The sequence below is a fragment of the Pseudomonas sp. NPDC088885 genome, from assembly GCF_044750025.1.
Lineage (GTDB): Bacteria > Pseudomonadota > Gammaproteobacteria > Pseudomonadales > Pseudomonadaceae > Aquipseudomonas > Aquipseudomonas rustica.
The window spans coordinates 1-19,389 of record NZ_JBIVJB010000088.1; the positions used below are offsets into that span (position 1 = coordinate 1).

The 19,389-nt window shown below is 60.3% G+C and carries 19 protein-coding genes; 14 read left to right on the forward strand and 5 right to left on the reverse strand.

The window, feature by feature from the left end; all coding sequences use genetic code 11:
• The 8 genes from mreB to tldD all read left to right on the forward strand — a co-directional run.
• On the forward strand, positions 1 to 828 hold an 828-nt coding region (gene mreB, locus ACIP1X_RS23410; protein ID WP_400755354.1), incomplete at its 5' end, for a rod shape-determining protein MreB.
• Positions 829 to 971: 143 nt separating this feature from the next.
• Positions 972 to 2,102, forward strand: a complete 1,131-nt coding sequence (mreC, locus tag ACIP1X_RS23415) for a rod shape-determining protein MreC (RefSeq protein ID WP_082341383.1) — start codon at positions 972 to 974, stop codon at positions 2,100 to 2,102.
• Positions 2,102 to 2,593 carry a rod shape-determining protein MreD gene (gene mreD, locus ACIP1X_RS23420; RefSeq protein ID WP_053117085.1) on the forward strand — a complete coding sequence of 164 codons (492 nt, stop codon included), beginning with the start codon at positions 2,102 to 2,104 and terminating at the stop codon, positions 2,591 to 2,593. Before mreC ends, mreD begins: the two co-directional genes overlap by 1 nt.
• An 86-nt stretch (positions 2,594 to 2,679) precedes the next feature.
• On the forward strand, positions 2,680 to 3,276 hold the full coding sequence (locus ACIP1X_RS23425) for a Maf family protein (RefSeq protein ID WP_400755356.1): 597 nt from the start codon (positions 2,680 to 2,682) through the stop codon (positions 3,274 to 3,276).
• 58 nt (positions 3,277 to 3,334) lie between these two features.
• On the forward strand, positions 3,335 to 4,792 hold the full coding sequence (rng, locus tag ACIP1X_RS23430; RefSeq protein ID WP_053117087.1) for a ribonuclease G: 1,458 nt from the start codon (positions 3,335 to 3,337) through the stop codon (positions 4,790 to 4,792).
• A gap of 75 nt (positions 4,793 to 4,867) precedes the next feature.
• Positions 4,868 to 8,671, forward strand: a complete 3,804-nt coding sequence (locus tag ACIP1X_RS23435; RefSeq protein WP_400755358.1) for a YhdP family protein — start codon at positions 4,868 to 4,870, stop codon at positions 8,669 to 8,671.
• 130 nt (positions 8,672 to 8,801) lie between these two features.
• Positions 8,802 to 9,662: a carbon-nitrogen hydrolase family protein gene (locus ACIP1X_RS23440; RefSeq protein WP_212549719.1), complete on the forward strand. Its 861-nt coding sequence runs from the start codon at positions 8,802 to 8,804 to the stop codon at positions 9,660 to 9,662.
• A 4-nt stretch (positions 9,663 to 9,666) separates the two neighbouring features.
• Positions 9,667 to 11,109: a metalloprotease TldD gene (tldD, locus tag ACIP1X_RS23445; protein WP_008085093.1), complete on the forward strand. Its 1,443-nt coding sequence runs from the start codon at positions 9,667 to 9,669 to the stop codon at positions 11,107 to 11,109.
• Between the two features lie 103 nt (positions 11,110 to 11,212).
• Here tldD and yjgA read toward each other — a convergent pair whose 3' ends face one another.
• On the reverse strand, positions 11,213 to 11,737 hold the full coding sequence (gene yjgA, locus ACIP1X_RS23450; protein ID WP_007915377.1) for a ribosome biogenesis factor YjgA: 525 nt from the start codon (positions 11,735 to 11,737) through the stop codon (positions 11,213 to 11,215).
• A 108-nt stretch (positions 11,738 to 11,845) separates the two neighbouring features.
• Here yjgA and pmbA point away from each other — a divergent pair, with 108 nt between their 5' ends.
• The 6 genes from pmbA (at position 11,846) to ACIP1X_RS23480 (ending at position 17,199) form a co-directional block, all read left to right on the forward strand.
• Positions 11,846 to 13,192 carry a metalloprotease PmbA gene (gene pmbA, locus ACIP1X_RS23455; protein WP_053117090.1) on the forward strand — a complete coding sequence of 449 codons (1,347 nt, stop codon included), beginning with the start codon at positions 11,846 to 11,848 and terminating at the stop codon, positions 13,190 to 13,192.
• Between the two features lie 237 nt (positions 13,193 to 13,429).
• Complete coding sequence (locus ACIP1X_RS23460; protein ID WP_400755360.1) at positions 13,430 to 13,837, forward strand: FagA protein; 408 nt, start codon at positions 13,430 to 13,432, stop codon at positions 13,835 to 13,837.
• Positions 13,818 to 15,194, forward strand: a complete 1,377-nt coding sequence (locus tag ACIP1X_RS23465) for a class II fumarate hydratase (protein WP_400755361.1) — start codon at positions 13,818 to 13,820, stop codon at positions 15,192 to 15,194. The genes ACIP1X_RS23460 and ACIP1X_RS23465 overlap by 20 nt, the downstream gene beginning before the upstream one ends.
• Before the next feature lie 27 nt (positions 15,195 to 15,221).
• Positions 15,222 to 15,662, forward strand: coding sequence for a hypothetical protein (locus ACIP1X_RS23470; protein ID WP_016984162.1), 441 nt, complete (start codon positions 15,222 to 15,224; stop codon positions 15,660 to 15,662).
• A gap of 1 nt (position 15,663) precedes the next feature.
• The gene (locus ACIP1X_RS23475; RefSeq protein WP_053117092.1) at positions 15,664 to 16,275 is read left to right on the forward strand and encodes a superoxide dismutase; all 612 of its coding nucleotides are present in this window, start codon (positions 15,664 to 15,666) and stop codon (positions 16,273 to 16,275) included.
• A 30-nt stretch (positions 16,276 to 16,305) separates the two neighbouring features.
• Positions 16,306 to 17,199: a ZIP family metal transporter gene (locus ACIP1X_RS23480; protein ID WP_053117093.1), complete on the forward strand. Its 894-nt coding sequence runs from the start codon at positions 16,306 to 16,308 to the stop codon at positions 17,197 to 17,199.
• Positions 17,200 to 17,317: 118 nt separating this feature from the next.
• Here the strand turns inward: ACIP1X_RS23480 and ACIP1X_RS23485 are convergent, their stop codons facing one another.
• From ACIP1X_RS23485 to hpf, 4 genes are read right to left on the reverse strand one after another with little or no spacing between them, the layout of a single operon-like run.
• Positions 17,318 to 17,593, reverse strand: coding sequence for an HPr family phosphocarrier protein (locus tag ACIP1X_RS23485; RefSeq protein WP_186624820.1), 276 nt, complete (start codon positions 17,591 to 17,593; stop codon positions 17,318 to 17,320).
• Positions 17,594 to 17,608: 15 nt separating this feature from the next.
• Complete coding sequence (gene rapZ, locus ACIP1X_RS23490; protein ID WP_400755363.1) at positions 17,609 to 18,466, reverse strand: RNase adapter RapZ; 858 nt, start codon at positions 18,464 to 18,466, stop codon at positions 17,609 to 17,611.
• 2 nt (positions 18,467 to 18,468) lie between these two features.
• Positions 18,469 to 18,933, reverse strand: a complete 465-nt coding sequence (gene ptsN, locus ACIP1X_RS23495) for a PTS IIA-like nitrogen regulatory protein PtsN (RefSeq protein WP_053117095.1) — start codon at positions 18,931 to 18,933, stop codon at positions 18,469 to 18,471.
• Between the two features lie 11 nt (positions 18,934 to 18,944).
• The gene (gene hpf, locus ACIP1X_RS23500; RefSeq protein WP_007912419.1) at positions 18,945 to 19,253 is read right to left on the reverse strand and encodes a ribosome hibernation-promoting factor, HPF/YfiA family; all 309 of its coding nucleotides are present in this window, start codon (positions 19,251 to 19,253) and stop codon (positions 18,945 to 18,947) included.
• Between the last annotated feature and the right edge of the window lie 136 nt (positions 19,254 to 19,389).

Consider the following 19,389-nt stretch of genomic DNA (forward strand, 5'->3'; position numbering starts at 1 on the left):
ATTCGTCCGATGATAGACGGCGTGATCGCCGACTTCAGCGTCTGCGAAAAGATGCTGCAATACTTTATTAACAAAGTTCACGAAAACAGCTTTCTGCAGCCTAGCCCTCGTGTGCTGATCTGCGTTCCATGCAAATCCACCCAGGTTGAGCGTCGCGCCATCCGTGAATCGGCCCTTGGTGCCGGTGCCCGTGAAGTATTCCTGATCGAAGAGCCAATGGCCGCTGCGATCGGTGCCGGCCTGCCGGTCGAAGAAGCGCGCGGTTCGATGGTCGTGGATATCGGTGGTGGTACCACTGAAATCGCACTGATCTCCCTGAACGGTGTGGTCTATGCCGAATCCGTACGCGTTGGCGGCGACCGCTTCGACGAAGCGATCATCACCTACGTGCGCCGTAACTACGGCAGCCTGATCGGTGAATCCACCGCTGAGCGTATCAAACAGGAAATCGGTACTGCCTATCCGGGCGGCGAAGTTCGCGAAGTCGATGTTCGCGGTCGCAACCTGGCCGAAGGCGTTCCACGCGCATTCACCCTGAACTCCAACGAAGTGCTGGAAGCTCTGCAAGAGTCCCTGGCAACCATCGTTCAGGCCGTGAAAAGCGCGCTGGAGCAATCGCCGCCGGAACTGGCTTCCGACATCGCCGAGCGTGGCCTGGTGCTGACCGGTGGTGGCGCATTGCTGCGTGACCTCGACAAGTTGCTGGCGCAGGAAACCGGTCTGCCGGTGATCGTTGCCGAAGATCCGCTGACCTGTGTTGCTCGCGGCGGTGGCCGTGCATTGGAAATGATGGATAAGCACACCATGGATCTGCTCTCCAGCGAATAAGTGCTGGGTTGCAATACGTGGGTGAGCGCGCGCAGGCAGCACTTTGCAGTGCTGCCTGTTGGCGTTTATCTTCTGTCAGTCTTCATCCAGGCCGGTTTGATGCCGTATGAATAAACAGAACATTTGCCTGGGAGGAGCGGCTTATTAAACCGCTTTTCGCCAAAGGCCCTTCGTTGGGTGTGCGCCTGTTGGTGCTGGCCGTGCTGTCGGTCGCGCTGATGGTCGTCGATGCCCGCTTCAGTCTGCTCAAGCCTGCACGCAGCCAGATGTCGCTGGTGCTGATGGATGCCTACTGGATCACTGACCTGCCCGGACGTTTATGGGAAGGCGTGGCCAGTCAATTCGGCAGCCGTACCGAGCTTGTCGCCGAAAATGAAAAACTCAAAACCGAAAACCTGCTGCTGCAGGGTCGCATGCAAAAGCTTGCCGCCCTCACCGAGCAGAACGTTCGGCTGCGCGAGTTGCTGAATTCTTCCGCACTGGTCAACGAAAAGGTCGAAGTGGCCGAGTTGATCGGCATGGATCCCAATCCCTTCACCCATCGCATCATCATCAATAAAGGTGAGCGCGATGGCGTGGTGCTCGGTCAACCGGTGCTCGATGCGCGCGGCTTGATGGGCCAGGTGGTCGAGTTGATGCCGTATACCTCACGTGTATTGCTGTTGACCGACACCACTCACAGCATTCCTGTGCAGGTGAACCGTAACGGTCTGCGTGCGATTGCCAGCGGCACCGGTAACCCGGAACGTCTGGAATTGCGCCACGTTGCCGACACCGCCGACATCAAAGAAGGCGATCTGCTGGTCAGCTCCGGTCTCGGCCAGCGTTTCCCGGCCGGTTACCCGGTGGCGACGGTCAAGGAAGTGATCCACGATTCCGGTCAGCCCTTCGCCATCGTCCGCGCTGTGCCGACGGCAGCACTGAATCGCAGCCGCTACATGCTGCTGGTGTTCAGCGACACCCGCACGCCGGAAGAGCGCGCCAATGACGCCGCGCAAGCCCAGGAAAATCTCGACGCGCAGGGCGGTGGCCCGGTGATTCCGGCCACTGTGCCGAAAACCGTCACGCCACCTGCCGCCGCTGCGGCGACTCCAGCAGCAACGCCCGCCGCACCGGCCGCTGCCGCTGCGACACCGGCCAAGCCGGCTGCGAGCAAACCGCCAGCGGCGTCTAAACCGCCCGCCGCCAGTAAACCTCCGGCCGCTCAGCCGGCTGCACGGCCAGCGGCGAAACCGCCGGTGACTGCGCCCGCCACCACCGGGAGACAAGAATAATGGTCGGAGCGACTGCCTCGCGTAACGGCTGGATCGTCTGGCTGACCTTTGCCATCGGCCTGCTGCTCAGTGTTTCGCCGTTGCCGCAATTCATGGAAATCCTCCGCCCGCTGTGGCTGGCGCTGCTCCTGACATTCTGGGCGCTGTACATGCCGCAGACGGTCGGGATGGTCACCGCGTTTTGTCTGGGCCTGGCCGAAGACGTGCTCTATGGCACGCTGCTGGGGCAGAACGCCTTGATCCTGACGCTGATTACTTTCCTTGTCCTCTCGTTGCAACAGCGCTTGCGCATGTTCCCGATGTGGCAGCAGTGCCTGGTGATTCTGGTGATCTTCGGCCTCGCCCAGCTCGTGCAGCTGTGGCTCAGCGCGTTGACCGGCAACCGTCAACCGACGCTGGCGCTGGTATTGCCGGCACTGGTCAGCGCCTTGCTCTGGCCGTGGATCAGCTTCGCTCTGCGTGGATTGCGCCGCCGCTACAAGATCAATTGAGTCGATCAGGCATGTGCCCGCACCGGTGACGCCGCCAACAGGGAAGAGTATTTGTGAGGCAGGGCACTAAACAGGGAGATGTCGTGATGAAGTCGCTTTACCTTGCCTCAGGTTCGCCGCGTCGGCGTGAATTGCTCACGCAGATCGGCGTGCCGTTCACCGCCATCAGCGCGGACATCGATGAAACCCCTTTAACCAACGAATCCCCTTCGGCCTACGTCGAGCGTCTGGCGCGCGGCAAAGCCGAGGCCGGGCGACGCACGCTTGTGTCCGCCGAACAGCATTGTGTGCTGGGCGCGGATACCGCTGTGGTGCTCGACGGTAAAATTCTCGGCAAACCGGTGGACGAAGCCGACGCATGCGCCATGCTGATGATGTTGTCCGGCAAGGAGCATGAAGTGCTGACGTCAATCGCCGTGCTCGACGACGAGCGTTGCGAGTCGCGCGTGGTGCGCAGTCTGGTGCGGTTCCGCCCGATCAGTCGTGAAGAAGCCGCGGCCTACTGGGCCTGCGGTGAACCCCGGGACAAGGCCGGTGGCTATGGCATTCAGGGCCTCGGCGCAGTGTTTGTCGCCGGGCTCAATGGCAGTTACTCGGCGGTGGTCGGGTTGCCTGTTTGCGAAACCGCAGAACTGCTGGGCCATTTCGGCATACCCTGTTGGCAAAACCTAAGCGCGCAATGAGCGTCGTACGAAACCAGATGCGGCCATTATTGTGAAAATGTCTGAACGAGATCCTGCCATGAGTGAAGAGATTCTGATCAACATCACGCCGATGGAGTCGCGCGTGGCGGTGGTCGAAAACGGTGTGCTGCAAGAAGTCCATGTCGAGCGCACGCAAAAACGCGGGATCGTCGGCAACATCTATAAAGGCAAGATCGTCCGGGTACTGCCGGGCATGCAGGCGGCATTCGTCGACATCGGTCTGGATCGCGCCGCGTTCATTCATGCCTCGGAAATCTCCCTGCGCGAAGGCTCCTCCGTTGAAAGCATCAGCGCGCTGGTGCACGAAGGCCAGAGCCTGGTGGTGCAAGTCACCAAAGACCCGATCGGCTCTAAAGGCGCCCGCCTGACCACACAACTGTCGATCCCGTCGCGCTATCTGGTGTACATGCCGCGCACCGCTCACGTCGGCATTTCCCTGAAAATCGAAGACGAAGCCGAGCGCGAACGCCTGAAAAAGGTGGTCAGCGATTGTGTGGCCAAAGAAGGCATTCAGGAGGCGGGCGGCTTCATTCTGCGCACCGCGGCCGAAGGTGCCGGCGCTGAAGAAATCCTCATGGACATTCGTTATCTGCGCCGTTTGTGGGATCAGATCAACGAACAAATCAAAACCATCGGCGCGCCGAGCGTGATCTACGAAGACCTCGGTCTGGCCTTGCGCACGCTGCGTGATCTGGTCAGCCCGAAGATCGAGAAGATCCGCATCGACTCGCGGGAAACCTTCCAGAAAACCACGCAGTTCGTCGCCGAGCTGATGCCGGAGATCGCCGATCGTCTGGAACATTACCCGGGCGAGCGGCCGATTTTCGATCTGTATGGCGTTGAAGACGAAATCCAGCGCGCCCTTGAGCGCAAAGTCCCGTTGAAATCCGGCGGCTATCTGGTGATCGATCCGGCGGAAGCCATGACCACCATTGACGTCAACACTGGCGCGTTCGTCGGTCATCGCAACCTCGAAGAAACCATTTTCAAGACCAACCTCGAAGCCGCCACCGCGATTGCCCGGCAGATGCGCCTGCGCAATCTGGGGGGGATCATCATCATCGACTTCATCGACATGGAAGATGAAGAGCACCAGCGTCAGGTGCTGCGCACGCTGGAGAAACAGCTGGAGCGCGATCACGCCAAGACCAACATCATCGGCATCACCGAGTTGGGCCTGGTGCAGATGACCCGCAAGCGCACCCGCGAAAGTCTTGAACAAGTGCTGTGCGAGCCGTGCAGCAGTTGCCAGGGCCGTGGCAAATTGAAGACTCCGGAAACCATCTGTTACGAGATTTTCCGCGAGATTCTGCGTGAGGCCCGTGCCTATCAGGCCGAGGGTTATCGCGTACTGGCGAACCAGAAAGTGGTTGATCGACTGCTCGATGAAGAATCGGGTAACGTCGCCGAACTTGAAGGGTTTATCGGTCGCACCATTCGTTTCCAGGTGGAAACCATGTATTCCCAGGAACAATACGACGTGGTGCTGCTCTGATCCCCTGCGTCACATTTTTTCTACCGCGGCTGGCCTCAGCTTTTCGCAGTTTTATTGCCATGGGAGCCATCTGACATGGAGCGTCTGACACGCATTCTGGCCGCACTCACCCGTTGGGGGCTGGGCCTGTGCGCGTTGGTTCTGGTGTTGATGGCGTTGTACGTCAGCCTCGGCCGCGAGCTGACCCCGCTGGTCGCCGAATACCGCACTGACATCGAAGACAAGGCCAGCGCCGCCCTTGGCATGCCGTTGCAGATCGGCGAGCTGGAAGGTAACTGGAGCGGCTTCGCCCCGATCCTGCTGGCACGCGATGTGATGGTCGGCAGCGGCGCCAATGCGTTGCGTCTGGATCAAGTACGCGCCGTGCCTGATCTCTGGGCCAGCCTGTTGGCGCGCGAAGTGCGCATTGCCCATCTGGAACTCAATGGCCTGAAGGTCAGCCTCAAGGAAGCCGAGGACGGCAGTTGGGCGCTGGAAGGTCTGCCGGTGCAGAACGATCAACCGCTGGATGCGCAGCAGTTGTTCAATCGTTCGCAAATGATTCAGCAACTCTCGGTGCTCGACAGCCAAGTGACCCTGCAGCCGCAGGATCACGCGCCGATGACCCTCACTTATGTCGGCCTCAACCTGAAAACCGGCGCCAGTCGCCAACGTCTCGATGCCCGTTTGACTCTGCCGGACGGCCAGCCTGTGGCGATCAACCTGCGCACGCGCCTGCGTCCGGAGCAATGGCAGGACAGCACGGTCGAGGGCTACGCCAGTCTGCCGCAAAGCGATTGGGCGAAATGGTTGCCCGAACGCCTGACCCAACAATGGAATTTCTCCGAGATCAAGGCTGGTGGTGAGGTCTGGATCGATTGGGCCAAGGGCACGCTGCAAAGCGCCTCTGTTCGCTTGAACGCGCCGCAAGTCACCGGCGCCTATGGCGAGCGCAAGCCTATCCAGATCAACAACCTCGCCATCAACGCGTACTACCGCGACGGTGGCGACGGCGCGGCGGTGACGTTTGATTCGCTGGCAATGAATTTCGGCGAAACCCGCTGGGAATCCCGCGTCCAACTGCAACAGACCCGCGCCACCGACAAAGTGGAAGAGCTCTGGCATCTGCAGGCTGATCGTCTGGATCTGACGCCGATCACGCCACTGCTCAACGCGCTCGGGCCGTTACCCAAAGGTTTCGCCGAAGTGGTCGATCACCTGAAAGTAACCGGTGGCCTGCGCAACGTGCTGCTGGATTTCCGTCCGGCGGCCACTGACGGCACCAAGTTCAGCTTCGCCGCCAACCTCGACAAGGTCGGCTTCGATGCCTATCACGGCGCTCCGGCTGCACGAAATGTCAGCGGCAGCCTCAGCGGCAACCTCGACGGCGGCGAACTGCGCATGGACAGCAAGGATTTTGTCCTGCACCTCGATCCGATTTTTGCCAAGCCGTGGCAATACATTCAGGCCAATGCGCGCCTGACCTGGAAACTCGATAAAGACGGTTTCACCCTGATCGCGCCGTACCTCAAGGTGCTCGGCGAAGAGGGCAAGATTGCCGGCGACTTCCTGATCCGCCTGCATTTCGATCACAGCCAGGAAGACTACATGGACTTGCGCGTCGGTCTGGTCGACGGCGACGGTCGCTACACCGCCAAGTACCTGCCAGAAGTCTTGAGCCCGGCGCTCGACGAATGGCTGCGCACGGCGATCCTCAAAGGCGCGGTGGACGAAGGTTTCTTCCAGTATCAGGGCTCGCTGAGCAAGGACGCCAAAGAAGCCGATCGCAGCATCAGTCTGTTCTTCAAGGTGCATGACGCCGAACTCGCATTCCAGCCGGGCTGGCCGCACGTCAGCAAGGTCAGCGGTGATGTGTTTATCGAGGACAGCGGCGTACGCATTCTGGCGAAAAAGGGTCAGTTGCTCGACACCCAGGTCAGCGATGTCTCGGTCAATATTCCGCATGTGCCGTCCGGGCAGAACTCGCACTTGCTGCTGGATGGCGCGTTCGCCGGTGGTCTTGGCGATGGCTTGAAGATTCTGCAGGATGCGCCGATCGGCACGGGCGAAACCTTCGCCGGTTGGGAAGGCTCAGGGGATCTTCGTGGCAAGCTCAAACTCGACGTGCCGCTGGGCAAAGGCGAGGAGCCGAAAATTCTCGTCGATTTCAAAACCGCCAATGCGAAGTTGAAACTCGCCGAGCCGAAGCTGGAGCTGAGCCAACTCAAGGGTGATTTCCGCTTCGACAGCGCCAAAGGCCTCAGCGGGCAGAACATCAGCGCACGGGCCTTCGACAAACCGGTGACCGCGCAGATTTTTGCCGACGGCAGTCCGGGCAAGCTGAAAACGCGTGTTGCGGCGACCGGGCAGGTCGAAGTCAAAAAGCTCACCGACTGGTTGGCGGTGACGCAACCGTTGCCGGTGTCCGGGACGATTCCGTATCAACTGCAATTGAATCTGGACGGCGCCGACAGCCAATTAATGGTCAGCTCCAACCTCAAGGGCGTGGCGGTGGATCTGCCGGCACCGTTCGGCATGGCCGCTGATGTCGGGCGCGACACGGTGTTCCGCATGACCTTGCAAGGGCCGGAGCGGCGTTATTGGGTCAATTACGATCAACTGGCCAATTTCACCTATGCCGCGCCATCGAGCGGTTTTGCTGACGGTCGCGGTGAGTTGTTCCTCGGGGCGGGCGAGGCGGTGTTGCCGGGCGCCAAGGGCTTGCGCATCCGCGGTGTGCTGTCGGAGCTGGACGTCGCGCCGTGGCAGGATCTGGTCAACAAGTACGCCGGGCAGGATCCGGGCGGCAGCGCCAACAAATTGCTCAACAGCGCGGATATCAAAGTCGGCAAGCTGACGGCGTTCGGCACCACGCTGGATCAGGCGTCGGTGCAGCTCAATCGCAAACCTGGCGCGTGGGCGTTGGCCCTCGACAGTCAGCAGGCTAAAGGCACCGCCAGCCTGCCCGACGCCAAGGGCGTGCCGATTGCGGTCAACATGCAATACGTGAAGCTGCCGGCGGCGGATCCGAATGTGCAGACCGACGAGAACGCCCCCGATCCTTTGGCCTCGGTCGATCCGACGAAGATTCCCGCGCTGGATATCACCATCAATCAATTGTTCCAGGGCAAGGATCTGGTCGGTGGCTGGTCGCTGAAAATCCGCCCGACTGCCAAAGGCATTGCCCTGAACAGCCTCGACATGGGCCTCAAAGGCATCCTCTTGCAGGGCAACGGCGGCTGGGAAGGCGCGGCGGGCTCGAGCAACAGCTGGTTCAAAGGGCGGATCAGCGGCAAGAACCTCGCCGATGTGCTCAAGGGCTGGGGTTATGCGCCGAGCGTGACCAGCGAAGATTTCCACATGGACGTCGATGGCCGCTGGCCGGGCTCGCCGGCATGGCTGGCGACCAAGCGCTTCTCCGGTACCCTCGATGCCTCGCTGAACAAAGGTCAGTTCGTTGAAGTGGAGGGCGGCGCGCAGGCGTTGCGCGTGTTCGGTCTGCTCAACTTCAACTCGATTGGTCGTCGCTTGCGCCTGGACTTCTCCGACCTGTTCGGCAAAGGCCTGAGCTACGACCGGGTCAAAGGCCTGTTGGTGGCGACCAACGGTGTTTACGACACCAAGGAGCCGATTCGCCTGACCGGGCCGTCGAGCAATATCGAGCTCAACGGCAAACTGGACATGGTCGCCGAACAGGTAGACGCCAAGTTGATGGTGACCTTGCCGGTGACCAACAACCTGCCGATTGCCGCGCTGATCGTCGGTGCCCCGGCGATTGGCGGTGCTTTGTTCCTGATCGACAAGCTGATCGGCGACCAGGTGGCGCGTTTCGCCAGCGTCAAATACACCGTCAAAGGCCCATGGAAAGAGCCGAAAATCACTTTCGACAAGCCTTTTTGAGTAGCATGATCCTATCACCCGCGTAGGAGCTGCCGAAGGCTGCGATCTTTTGATTTTGTTTTTAACAGCCAGATCAAAAGATCGCAGCCTGCGGCAGCTCCTACAGGTCCGTTGATGTTCAGGAGTGGCCATGTCTTTTGCGGTGATTCAAATGGTCAGCCAGAGTGACGTGCTGGCCAATCTGGCTCAGGCCCGGCGCCTGCTCGAACAGGCTGCCGCCGGGGGCGCGAAGCTTGCGGTGCTGCCGGAAAACTTCGCCGCTATGGGCCGTCGCGACGTCGCTGATATCGGCCGCGCCGAGGCATTGGGCGACGGCCCGATCCTGCCATGGTTGAAACAGACCGCCCGCGACCTCAAGTTATGGATAGTGGCCGGCACATTGCCGTTGCCGCCGGTGGATCAACCGACGGCGAAGGCCAATGCCTGTTCGCTGCTGGTCAACGAACACGGCGAAATCGTTGCACGCTATGACAAGCTGCACCTGTTCGATGTCGATGTCGCCGACAATCGCGGCCGTTACCGCGAATCCGATGACTATGCTTATGGCAGTGGTGTGGTGGTGGCGGACACGCCGGTGGGCAAATTGGGTCTGACCGTTTGTTACGACCTGCGCTTCCCGGAGCTGTACAGCGAATTGCGCGCGGCCGGTGCTGAATTGATTACCGCACCGTCGGCATTTACCGCGGTGACCGGCGCAGCGCATTGGGACGTACTGATTCGCGCGCGGGCCATCGAAACCCAGTGTTATGTGTTGGCGGCAGCGCAGGGCGGAACCCATCCGGGGCCGCGCGAAACGTTTGGCCATGCGGCGATTGTCGACCCGTGGGGCCGCGTGCTGGCGCAACAGGATCAAGGCGAAGCGGTGTTGTTGGCCGAACGCGATAGCAGTGAACAAGCGTCCATCAGGGCGCGGATGCCGGTGACCCGTCATCGGCGGTTTTTCTCGCAGGGCGCACAGCGACCTGCTTCAGAACATGAATTTAAGGCGTAAACCTATGAGCGAGTTGTTGTCCTCAGTCAGTGATCACCTGTTGGCACCGGGCGGCGTGACCATCGAGAGCCTGCAAGGCGTACTCGGCGATCTGGCCGGCCCGGGCATCGATGCCGCCGACCTGTATTTCCAGGGACAGATCTCCGAGTCCTGGGCGCTGGAAGATGGCATCGTCAAGGAAGGCAGCTTCAACCTCGATCAGGGCGTTGGCGTGCGCGCGCAATCCGGTGAGAAAACCGGTTTCGCCTACAGCAACGCGATCACTCTCGAAGCCCTCGGCGCAGCGGCTCGCGCGGCACGTTCGATCTCCCGTGCCGGGCAAAACGGCACGGTGCAGGCGTTCACCAGCCAAGACGTCGCCCAGTTGTACGCGCCGGATAACCCGCTGGAAGTGTTGAGCCGCGCCGAGAAAGTCGAGTTGCTCAAGAGCATCGATGTCGCGACCCGCGCGCTCGACCCGCGTATCCAGCAAGTCAGCGTGAGCATGGCCGGTGTCTGGGAACGGATTCTGGTGGCGTCCACCGACGGTGGTCTGGCGGCCGACGTGCGCCCGCTGGTGCGTTTCAACGTCAGCGTGATCGTTGAGCAGAATGGTCGTCGCGAGCGCGGCGGACATGGCGGCGGCGGGCGTACCGACTACCGTTATTTCCTCGCCGAAGACCGCGCCATGGGCTATGCCCGTGAAGCGTTGCGTCAGGCGCTGGTGAATCTGGAAGCGATCCCTGCGCCGGCCGGTACTTTTCCGGTGGTGTTGGGTTCGGGTTGGTCTGGCGTGCTGTTGCACGAAGCCGTCGGCCACGGTCTGGAAGGCGATTTCAACCGCAAGGGCAGTTCGGCTTACAGCGGGCGCATGGGCGAAATGGTTGCCTCGAAGCTTTGCACCATCGTCGATGACGGCACCTTGAGCGGCCGTCGCGGTTCGTTGAGTGTCGACGACGAAGGCACGCCGACCGAGTGCACCACGCTGATCGAAAACGGCGTGCTCAAGGGTTACATGCAGGACAAGCTCAATGCGCGTCTGATGGGCGTGGCCCGTACCGGTAACGGTCGTCGTGAATCCTACGCACACCTGCCGATGCCGCGTATGACCAACACCTACATGCTCGGTGGCGAAAGCGATCCGGCGGAAATCATCGCGTCGGTGAAGAAGGGCATCTACTGCGCCAACCTCGGCGGCGGTCAGGTCGACATCACCAGCGGCAAGTTTGTGTTCTCCACCAGCGAGGCGTACCTGATCGAAGACGGCAAGATCACCGCGCCGGTCAAAGGCGCGACGTTGATCGGCAACGGCCCTGAGGCGATGAGCCGGGTGTCGATGGTCGGTAACGATCTGGCGCTGGACAGCGGTGTGGGGACGTGCGGCAAGGATGGGCAGTCGGTGCCGGTGGGCGTGGGTCAGCCGACGCTGAAAATCGATGCGATCACCGTCGGTGGCACGGGCGCATAAGAAACGTGTGTAGGAGCTGCCGCAGGCTGCGATCTTTGTTTTTAAAGATCAAAAGATCGTCCGATCGCGGCCCGAGCCTTCGGCAGCTCCTACAGGGATGAGATCAACGCAGGCCGCGTTGAGTCTCGTCCAGCTCACGGATGTACTTGAAGATCTTGCGGCTGGAAGCAGGAGGTTTGTTTTGCGCAACCTCGTGCTGAGCCTGACGGATCAGGGAACGCAATTGCTGGCGATCGGCGTCCGGGTACTCGACGACGAATTTTTCCAGCACGGCATCGTCGCCCGCGATCAGGCGATCGCGCCAGCGTTCCAGGTTATGGAAACGCTCGTTGTATTGGCGAGTGGAGGCATCGAGTTGATCGAGCAAGGTCAGAATCGCGTCAGTGTCCTGGTCGCGCATCAGTTTGCCGATGAACTGCAAATGCCGTTTCCGCGCGATATTCGCGGTGTGCTTGGGCGCATCGGCCAAGGCCCGGCGCATGGCGTCGGTCAGTGGCAGTTTTGCGATCAAGTCAGGCTTGAGTGTTGTAAGGCGCTCGCCAAGGTCAACCAGAGCATGCAGCTCGCGTTTGACCTGAGATTTGCTTTTTTCTCCCGTATCGAGGGAGTCGTCGTAAGAATCAACCATGGTGGCAGTCCGCAAAGAAACGCCGCCATGATAACCAGTCGGGGGCCGCGTGTCCGGCCCGGTCGCTCGATGGCCCCAGCCGAAAGCAGAATTTGAGTGGAGATGAGCATGAGTGCAGTTGAAAGCGTCGGCCCGCAGGCATTGCCGGCACTGCAGGAACAGGTCGAGCAGATCATCGCCGAAGCCAAACGTCAGGGCGCCAGTGCCTGTGAAGTCGCGGTGTCGCTGGAGCAAGGCCTGTCCACGTCCGTGCGTCAGCGCGAAGTCGAAACAGTCGAATTCAACCGCGATCAGGGGTTTGGCATCACCCTGTACGTCGGTCAGCGCAAAGGCTCGGCCAGCACGTCAGCCACCGGGCCTGAAGCGATTCGCGAAACCGTCGCGGCGGCGCTGGCGATTGCCAAGCACACCTCTGAAGACGAAGCCTCTGGCCTGGCCGATGCCGCGCTGATGGCCAAGGATCTGAAGGATTTCGACCTGTTCCACGAATGGGACATCACCCCGGAGCAAGCGATCGAGAAGGCGTTGATCTGCGAAGCGGCGGCGTTCGATGCCGATGCGCGGATCAAAAATGCCGATGGCACCACCCTCAGCACCCACCAAGGCTGCCGCGTTTACGGCAACAGCCACGGTTTTATTGGTGGTTACGCGTCGACCCGACACAGCCTGAGCTGCGTGATGATCGCTGAGGCCGACGGCCAGATGCAGCGCGATTATTGGTATGACGTCAGCCGTCAGGGCAGTTTGCTGGCGGATCCGGTGAGCATTGGTCAGCGCGCTGCGCAACGGGCGGCGAGCCGTTTGGGCGCGCGTCCGGTGCCAACCTGTGAAGTGCCGGTGCTGTTCTCCGCCGAACTGGCCGGTGGCTTGTTCGGCAGTTTCCTCTCGGCGATTTCCGGCGGCAGCCTGTATCGCAAATCGTCGTTCCTCGAAGGCACGCTGGGGCAGAAGCTGTTCCCGGAATGGCTGACCATCGATGAGCGTCCACACCTGATGCGCGCCATGGGCAGTTCGGCCTATGACGGCGATGGTCTGGCGACGTACGCCAAACCGTTCGTCGAAAAGGGCGAATTGGTCTCGTACATCCTCGGCACGTATTCCGGGCGCAAACTCGGCATGCCGAGCACCGCTAACGCCGGCGGCGTGCACAACCTGTTCGTCACCCATGGTGACGAAGACCAGGCGGCGCTGTTGAAGCGTATGGGCCGTGGGCTGTTGGTCACCGAATTGATGGGACATGGCTTGAACATGGTCACCGGCGACTATTCGCGCGGCGCGGCGGGTTTCTGGGTCGAGAACGGCGAAATCCAGTTCGCGGTGCAGGAAGTGACCATCGCCGGCAACATGCGTGACATGTTCAAGCAGATCGTCGCGGTCGGTAACGACCTGGAACTGCGCAGCAACATTCGCACGGGTTCGGTGTTGATCGAACGGATGACCGTCGCGGGCAGCTAAACCGCAACCGTTACAAAAAAGGCGCGCCATCCACCCGGATGGCGCGCCTTTTTCATGCCTGCAACAAAGCCCTTGTAGGAGCAGAGCTTGCTCGCGAAGGCGGCATGTCAGTCGACATCAATATTGGCTGAGCCGACGCTTTCGCGAGCAAGCTCTGCTCCTACAGAAAAGCATCCTCTTGTTTTGGTTCTCATTATCATCTAATAATAAATCTCATTATCGGATGGGCCCCGGATCATGAGTTCTGCCTTGCACGAGCAGCCGTACCTCGAAAGCTGGCGATGGATGAGTCGCCAGATCCGTTGCGCGATGGATCCTGACGAACCGCGCCTGATCGAACACTACCTCGCCGAAGGCCGGTACCTGTCTTGTTGCACCGCGACCTCACCCTGGACGGTCGCCGAAACCTCCTTCCGTTTGCTGCTCGACACCGCCATGGACATCGCGTTGCCGTGGCACTGGCGCAGCCTCTGTCTCGATCAAGCCTGGCGCCCGTTGCGTGAAATGGAGCGCCTGTCGCTGTGCAAATGCCGTCTCAAGCGCTGGCAACGCTACACCTGGCAGCTCGCCACCTGCGAACTGCTTCCCTCGATTCCTCTTATTGAACTGGTGCAAGGATTTTCAGATGACCAAGACACGTATTGAGCGCGACAGCATGGGCGAACTGCAGGTGCCGGTGGACGCTCTCTACGGCGCGCAGACCCAGCGCGCAGTGGATAACTTCCCGATCAGCGGCAAACCGATGCCGACGCAATTCATTCGCGCGCTGATCCTCGCCAAAGCCGCCGCCGCCCGCGCCAACGTTGAGTTGAACCAGATCAGCGCCGCTCAAGGCAAAGCCATCAGCGACGCCGCCCAAGGTTTGCTTGAAGGCGATTTCATGCAGCATTTTCCGGTGGATATTTTCCAGACCGGCTCCGGCACCAGCTCGAACATGAACGCCAATGAAGTGATCGCCACCCTGGCCAGTCGCCTGCTCGGCGAGCCGGTCAACGCCAACGATCACGTCAACTGCGGCCAGAGCAGCAACGACATCATCCCGACCACCATCCACGTCAGCGCCGCGCTGGCTCTGCACGAACAACTGCTGCCAGCGCTGCTGCACCTGGTGCAAGTGATCGAACACAAAGCCGGGCAAGTGCATCACCACGTTAAAACCGGTCGCACGCATTTGATGGACGCGATGCCGGTACGCATGAGCCAGGTGCTCAACGGCTGGGCGCAGCAGCTCAAGGCCAACATCGCTCATCTGCAGGATCTGTTGCCGAGCCTGCAATCGCTGGCGCAGGGCGGCACAGCGGTCGGCACCGGGATCAACGCACATCCTGAGTTCGCCGCGCGTTTCAGCCGTCAGTTGAGCCAATTGACCGACGTGCAATTCACCCCGGGCAAAGACTTGTTCGCGTTGATCGGTTCGCAAGACACCGCCGTCGCCGTCTCCGGCCAACTCAAAGCCATCGCTGTGTCGCTGATGAAAATCGCCAACGACCTGCGCTGGATGAACTCCGGCCCGCTCGCCGGCCTTGGTGAAATCGAGCTGGAAGCCCTGCAACCGGGCTCGTCGATCATGCCGGGCAAGGTCAATCCGGTGATTCCGGAAGCCACCGCCATGGTTGCCGCACAAGTGATCGGCAACGATTCGGTGATAACCATCGCCGGCCAGTCGGGCAACTTCGAATTGAACGTGATGCTGCCGATCATCGCGCAGAACCTGTTGAGCAGCATCGAATTGCTGGCCAATTCCAGCCGCCTGCTCGGCGACAAAGCCATCGCCAGCTTCAAGGTCAACGAATCGCGCTTGAAAGAAGCGTTGTCGCGCAACCCTATTCTGGTCACCGCACTCAACCCGATCATCGGTTACCAGAAAGCCGCCGAAATCGCCAAGCAGGCCTACAAAGAAGGCCGCCCGGTGATCGACGTCGCCCTGGAACACACCGATCTGTCACGCAGCCAACTGGAAGAGTTACTCAATCCCGAGAAACTCACCGCCGGCGGCGTGTAAACCCCGCAACCGCTTTGGAGGCTCACCATGGAGCACTGGAAACGCACGATCGAACGGGCCAATCGCTGCTTCATGCTGGGCGAACTGATCGACGCCCGTGAGGCTTACCTGCAAGCCCTGGCCCTGGCGCAAGTGTTGTTCGAACGCTGGGCGGACGCCGACGAAGCGGTGGCGGCTTGCGTCATCTCGCACCACAACCTCGCGGATTTGCACCTGCGCCTGAATCAGCCGGAGGAGAGCGCCGAATACCTCTGCGCCATCCATCAACGGCTGTTGCAAACCATGCAGGACGAACGCCAGCGCCTGGCATTGCGTGAAGCGGCGCTGCGCCAGAGCAGCAAAACCTACGTCGAGCTACTGAATTTCATCAGCGAACACGGCGAGTACCCGCGCACTCAACGCCTGCTGCATCCGGATACCGGCAATGCGCGCCGCGCGCCTGCCCCACATCACCATGGAGTCCATTGAAATGGCTTTTACCTTGCCCGCTTTGCCTTACGCCTACGATGCCTTGGAACCGCATATCGATGCGCAGACCATGGAGATTCACTACACCAAACATCACCAGACTTACATCAACAACCTCAACGCCGCGGTAGAAGGCACTGAATACGCCGAGTGGCCGGTGGAAAAACTGGTCGCCAGCGTTAAGGATCTGCCGGAAAAACTTCGCGCGGCGGTGATCAATCAGGGCGGCGGTCACGCCAACCACTCGCTGTTCTGGGAAGTGATGGTGCCAAGCGGTGGCGGTAAACCGGATGGCGCGCTGGCCAAGGCGATTGATGAGCAATTGGGTGGCCTCGACAGTTTCAAGGAAGCCTTCACTAAAGCCGCACTGACCCGTTTCGGTAGCGGCTGGGCCTGGCTCAGCGTGACCCCGGAGAAAAAACTGATCGTGGAAAGCAGCGGCAACCAGGACAGCCCGTTGATGAACGGCAACACGCCGATTCTCGGTCTCGACGTCTGGGAACACGCCTACTACCTGCGCTATCAGAACCGTCGCCCGGAATACATCAACGCGTTCTACAACGTGATCAATTGGCCGGAAGTTGCTGCGCGCTATCAGGCCGCACTGGTTTAAGTCATCTATAAAAACAATCCAAGGCTGACTATGGGCACTGAAACACTGGCGATCGGAAGTGGGCGTATGTTTCGTTACGCAGTGGGATCGCTATTGCTGTTGGCGGGCATGACCTTGCTGGTTGCCCACGGGCTGGCATGGCTGAATCTGGAACCGAGGCTATTACGGGCGTTGCAGGGCGGTGCGATCTGCGCGCTCGGCACGGCGCTTGGCGCGGTGCCGGTGCTGGTGATTCGGCGCATGCCCCAAGCACTGAGCGATACGTTGCTGGGATTTGGTGCCGGGGTGATGCTGGCGGCGACCGCGTTTTCGCTGATCGTGCCGGGCATCGCCGCTGCTGAAAGCCTGGGCCTGACGCCGTGGGGCGCCAGTGGCCTGATCTGTTTTGGCATCATGCTCGGTGCGTTCGGGTTGTATCTGGTTGATCTCAAAGTCTCAGGCGCGTCGCCGGAAATGCTCGTCGGCACTGTCGATCGCCCAGTGATTCCGCCACGGATCTGGTTGTTCGTGTTCGCCATCATTGCCCATAACATCCCTGAAGGCATGGCCGTCGGTGTGTCTGCCGGTGGCGGCATGCCGGACGCGGACAGCCTGGCCATGGGCATCGCTTTGCAGGATGTGCCGGAAGGTCTGGTGATTGCGTTGGTATTGGCCGGGGCGGGGATGTCGCGGGTCAAAGCGTTTTTGATCGGGGCGGCGTCTGGACTGGTCGAACCGGTGTTTGCGCTGTTGTGCGCGTGGTTGGTCAGTCTTGCGCAGGTGTTGTTGCCGTTAGGGTTGGCGCTGGCGGCGGGGGCGATGCTGCTGGTGGTGACCCACGAAGTGATCCCCGAGTCGCGACGCAATGGTCATGACAAACTGGCCAGTCTTGGTTTGTTGAGCGGGTTTTGTTTGATGATGGTGATGGATACGGCGTTGGGTTGAAGATCAAAAGATCGCAGCCTGCGGTAGCTCCTACAGGGATTATGTGCGCCGCGGGTAACCGTAATTGCCCCTTCCAATGTAGGAGCTGCCGAAGGCTGCGATCTTTTGACTTTTGCTCTCAGCCACCTTCATCGAAGTAGTTGTTGATCAACGCCACCAGCGCATCCAGCGCTTCCTGATCTTTCTCGCCTTCAGTACTCAGATAGATCTTGGTGCCCTTGCCAGCCGCCAGCATCATCATCGCCATGATGCTTTTGCCATCAACCGTGGTCTCTGGTGTGCGACCCACTCTGATCGTGCAATCCGGATACTGCCCGGCCACGCCAACGAACTTGGCCGATGCGCGGGCATGCAGGCCCAGTTTGTTGATGATTTCGATTTCCAGAGCAGGCATCGCGGTGTGAATCCTTTAAGTGAGGTCGCGGTGGCGAACCTGGACGTTCTTCAGGGTTTTCTGCAGGGCCTGACCCAGACGTTCGGTCAGGTAGACGGAGCGGTGATGCCCGCCGGTGCAGCCAATGGCAATCGTGACGTAGGCGCGGTTGCTCGCTGCGAAACGCGGCAGCCATTTGTGCAGGTAGGTGAAGATGTCCTGAAACATTTCTTCGACGTCAGGTTGTGCCGCCAGATACTCGGCCACCGGCGCATCGAGCCCTGATTGCGCGCGCAGTTCCGGCTTCCAGTACGGGTTGGGCAGGCAGCGCACATCAAACACCAGATCGGCATCCACCGGCATACCGCGCTTGAAGCCGAATGACTCAACCAGATACGCCGTACCCGGCTCCGGCTGATTCAGCAGGCGCAGCTTGATCGTGTCGCGCAACTGGTACAGGTTCAGATTGGTGGTATTGATCTTCAGATCAGCCAGATCGGCGATCGGACCGAGCAGGGCGGTTTCATCGTGGATGGCCTCGGCCAGCGAGCGGTTGGCATTGCTCAGCGGGTGGCGGCGGCGGGTTTCCGAGAAACGCTTGAGCAGGGTTTCCTCGTCGGCATCCAGGTACAACACATCGCATTGAATGTGCCGGCTACGGACGACTTCGAGCAATTCGGGAAAGCGTGATAAATGGCTCGGCAAGTTGCGCGCATCAATCGACACGGCGACCAGCGGTTGCGCCAGTTCGGTGTGAATCAGCGCGCGTTCGGCCAGTTCCGGCAGCAAACCCGCCGGCAAGTTGTCGATGCAGTAGTAACCGTTGTCCTCAAGGACATCCAGTGCGGTGCTTTTACCCGAGCCGGAACGGCCACTGACGATGATCAAACGCATGATTACTGCCCGTTTTGCTCGTCCAGTACGACCTGGTACAAGGCTTCGTTGCTCGGAGCGCTGCGCAGTTTATCGCGCACATCCTTGCGATCCAGCATGCTGGCGATCTGGCGCAGTAATTCCAGGTGCGCATCGGTGGCGGCTTCCGGGACCAGCAGAACAAACAGCAGGTCAACCGGCGCGCCGTCGATGGCGTCGAAATCGATAGGGGCTTGAAGGTGCATCAACGCGCTGATTGGCGTTACACAACCTTTCAGGCGGCAATGGGGAATGGCGATGCCGTTGCCAAAACCGGTCGAGCCGAGTTTTTCACGGGCAATCAGAGCCTCGAAGACATCTTGCATCTCCAGATCCGGCACTTCGCGGGCGATCAGGTTGGCAATTTGTTCGAGGGCTTTCTTTTTACTGCCGCCCGGCACGTTCACGAGGGAACGGCCGGGGGTCAGGATACTTTCAAGTCGGATCATGGAATGGGGGGTTATCGACCGGTCGCGCCCTGGAGGAGGCTCTGGGTCTTTTCCTTATGCTTTTTGAGTTGGCGATCCAGCTTGTCGGTCAGTGAGTCGATCGCAGCATACATATCAGTATCTTCTGCGTTGGCGACCACTTCGCTGCCGGGAATATGCAAGGTGGCTTCGATTTTCTGCTTCAGCTTTTCGACACACATCGTGACTTGCACGTTGGTGATCTTGTCGAAATGTCGCTCCAGTCGTTGGAGTTTTTCCTCGATGTAGGAACGCAGAGGTTGGGTCACTTCCAGTTGGTGTCCACTGATGTTGACTTGCATACAGCTTCTCCTTCGTTGCCAGTGCATAAAGCGGCAGGCCGGATAGCCTGCCACTGGAACGCTGTAACGTGGCTTACATCAACCGCTTGCGTTCGCTCGAAGGCGCGATCCCGAGGGATTCGGGGTCCGTGGCGCC